Origin of the sequence: Streptococcus sp. HMSC066F10, assembly GCF_001813805.1 — a bacterium.
GTDB lineage: Bacteria > Bacillota > Bacilli > Lactobacillales > Streptococcaceae > Streptococcus > Streptococcus vaginalis.
Genome location: NZ_KV813966.1, coordinates 1 through 3,076 on the forward strand (window position 1 = coordinate 1; position 3,076 = coordinate 3,076).

The following is a 3,076-nucleotide window of genomic DNA, read 5'->3' on the forward strand; positions in this document are numbered from 1 at the left end:
TTTCTTGTCTAACTTTTGGGGTGCAGTTCAAAAATGATTCGTCTTTTTCTATGGGTGATTGACTTAGCAAACATAGTTGTTTGTTTTAGAATCTTTGATTGTATATTGTAAATATGGTTTACAATTCATGTAAAGTATTATTTACCAAAGCTGTTAAAATTTTTTGAGGCGAATCTGAGATAAAATCTGCCTCATTGTCAGTTAATTCTTTCTTGTTTCCAAATCCCCACAGAACTCCTAAAGTAGCAATTCCGACTGATTTTCCACCAATTATATCAAATTTTGTATCCCCAACAATGATAGATTGTTCAAGATTAGCATGAGAATAATTTAAAGCACGAGTTATAACATCTGCTTTATGATAAGAATTTGGAAGAGAGCCGAAGATACCATTGAAATGTTTATCAATTTCTAGGTATTGTGCCATTTTATGGGCCATTGGTTCATTTTTACTAGTGGTAATATAGACATGGTAATCCGAATGTTCTAATTCTAACAACAGTTCTTTTATACCCTTGTAAAGTTGAGCTTCAAAAACACCGTTATTTTTATAGTATTCTCTAAAGAAAGCAATAGCTTGATTGACATTGGTCTCTGGCACTACAGAAGCGAAACTAACTTCTAAAGGTGGTCCAATGAAAGTATCCAGCTCTTTGCTATCAGGGGCTTTGATATTTAGTGAAGTGAATGCGTATTGGAAAGCATTCTTGATTCCTACAGAACTGTCAACAAGTGTTCCATCTAAGTCGAAAAAAATATATTTAAAATTTTGCATAGTCTAAATTCATATTTACAGGACTGTAAACTTTTTCCTTTTGTGTAGAAAGTTATTCTCCAAAAATTTCTTTGGATAATCTACGACCAGTAGGTGTAGCTGCCAATCCACCTTCAGCAGTCTCACGAAAGGCAGTCGACATACTTGCTCCAACTTGATACATAGCGTCAACTACTTCGTCAACGGGAATTTTTGATTCAATACCTGCTAAAGCTATATCAGCGGCAATGAAAGCGTAGCTAGCTCCCATAGCATTTCGTTTGACACAGGGAACTTCTACTAGACCTGCAACGGGGTCACAGATTAATCCAAGCATATTCTTAATCACAAAACAAATTGCTTGGCTGGCTTGAAATGGGGTACCACCTGCTGCTAAAACAAGAGCTGCTGCACTCATAGCTGACGCTGATCCAACTTCTGCTTGACAGCCACCTTCAGCTCCTGAAATAGAAGCATTATTAGCGATGACTAGACCGAAAGCTCCAGCTGTTAATAAAAAGTCTAGTTGTTGTTTTTCAGTAAGATTTAATTTTTCGATAGCAGATGTAAGGACAGCGGGTAAACAACCAGCACTTCCTGCTGTCGGTGTTGCACAGACCAACCCCATTTTAGCATTGTATTCATTGACAGCAATAGCATTTTTTGCTGCTATTAAGACAGTATAGTCCGAAAGAGCTTTTCCTGATTGAATATATTTGTGGAGTTTGGCTGCATCGCCACCTGTTAAACCACTCCGAGATTTACTTTCATCTAATCCCATAACGACAGAAGCTTTCATAACTTCTAGATTTCTAGTCATCAAGCGTAAGACTTCATCTCGTTCACGACCTGTCAGTTCGTATTCAGTAGCAATCATCAGTTCGGCAACGCTGCCCTGAAAGTCTAAATCTGCTTGCTCCACTAATTCTTTGATTGAATAAAACATAAACTCTCCTATTTAAAGAAATTGACATTATGAAGTTTAGGAATTTTTCTGATTTCCTCAATAGCTCCTTCACAGCTGCGACTGTCAATTTCAATGATCATAATAGCTTTTTCACCTGCTTTTTCTCTTGTGACATTCATCTGTGCGATATTGATGTTATAACGAGAAAGTGCTTCAGTAACATGAGCAATCATTCCAGGAACATCCTGATGGACGATAATAATTGTCGGGGTATTCATGCTGAGCGAAACAGAAAAACCATTTAATTCAGTCACTTGAATATTTCCACCACCAATGGAAATACCAGTAACACTAATCGCTTTTTGCTCATTTTTAATGGTGATTTTAGCTGTGTTTGGATGTGGAGCATTGCTATCTTTTTGAATCGTCCAGACAATTTTAATCCCTCTTTTATGGGCAATTTCTAGGCTATTGGGAATATCAGGGTTATCTGTATCCATTCCGAGAATCCCAGCTACAAGAGCCAAGTCCGTACCATGTCCACGATAAGTTTTCGCAAAAGAATTAAATAGTTGGAATTCAACTTCTGTTGGCTCGTCATCAAAAATTGATGAAACAATTTTTCCAATACGAACAGCACCTGCTGTATGACTACTAGATGGACCAATCATAACAGGACCAATAATATCAAAAACAGATTGAAATTTTAGTGAGTTCATCGTAACTCCTTATAAATTTATTATCTTCATTATATCAAAGTTCAGTATATTTTTCTGCCTTTTTAGCTAATAAAATGAATGTGACGTAAATTCTAAACTTCCTTTGAGGTCACTTTTCTTATAGTAACCTTAAAGCAAATAAATATAGGGTGGATTTTAGTCTCTCTTCAATTTGTTTGTAATATTTTTAATGAAAGGAAAAAACAATAGTAATAATTAAGATATATGATAGTTCTATCACAGAAAAGGAGAATCTAAATGATTTTGAATTTAAAGAATACAAACAAAAAAACTAAAGTAGGTTTAATAAGCTTAGCAGCAACAGCGCTGTTCTTTCTTCCTACACTTGCAAACGCAGATAGTTATACAGTAAAATCTGGAGATACTCTTTCAGCTATTGCTGCATCACATAATACAACAGTTGATCAAATTGCTCAGAAAAATAAGCTTAGCAATATTCATCTGATTAGTGTTGGGCAAGTATTGGAGTTAGATGACACAGCTACAAGCCCTACAACTGCGGAGTCAAGTAATTCTGCAACTACCACTTCTGGTCTGAGTAATGAAGATGCAGCTGCAAAAGAATGGATTGCGCAAAAAGAATCAAGTGGCAGTTATACAGCCCAAAATGGACAATATTATGGTCGTTACCAATTGAGTTTATCATATGATAAATTGCAATAAAAAGTGCAACGT

At 35.9% G+C, this 3,076-nt stretch carries 3 protein-coding genes and 1 pseudogene; 1 reads left to right on the top strand and 3 read right to left on the bottom strand.

The window, feature by feature from the left end:
• Nucleotides 1-118 precede the first annotated feature (118 nt).
• From HMPREF2933_RS03655 to sdaAB, 3 genes are read right to left on the bottom strand one after another with little or no spacing between them, the layout of a single operon-like run.
• The gene (locus HMPREF2933_RS03655) at nt 119-775 is read right to left on the bottom strand and encodes an HAD hydrolase-like protein (protein ID WP_024051447.1); all 657 of its coding nucleotides are present in this window, start codon (nt 773-775) and stop codon (nt 119-121) included.
• Between the two features lie 52 nt (nt 776-827).
• Nucleotides 828-1,700 (bottom strand): L-serine ammonia-lyase, iron-sulfur-dependent, subunit alpha, encoded by an 873-nt coding sequence (gene sdaAA, locus HMPREF2933_RS03660; protein WP_024051448.1) that lies wholly within the window; start codon nt 1,698-1,700, stop codon nt 828-830.
• 8 nt (nt 1,701-1,708) lie between these two features.
• Entirely contained in the window at nt 1,709-2,380 is a 672-nt protein-coding gene (gene sdaAB / locus HMPREF2933_RS03665; protein WP_022526738.1) for an L-serine ammonia-lyase, iron-sulfur-dependent subunit beta, read from the bottom strand.
• A gap of 258 nt (nt 2,381-2,638) precedes the next feature.
• Between sdaAB and HMPREF2933_RS03670 the strand changes: the two are divergent.
• Nucleotides 2,639-3,049, top strand: a pseudogene (locus HMPREF2933_RS03670) (LysM peptidoglycan-binding domain-containing protein); the annotation flags it as partial.
• Between the last annotated feature and the right edge of the window lie 27 nt (nt 3,050-3,076).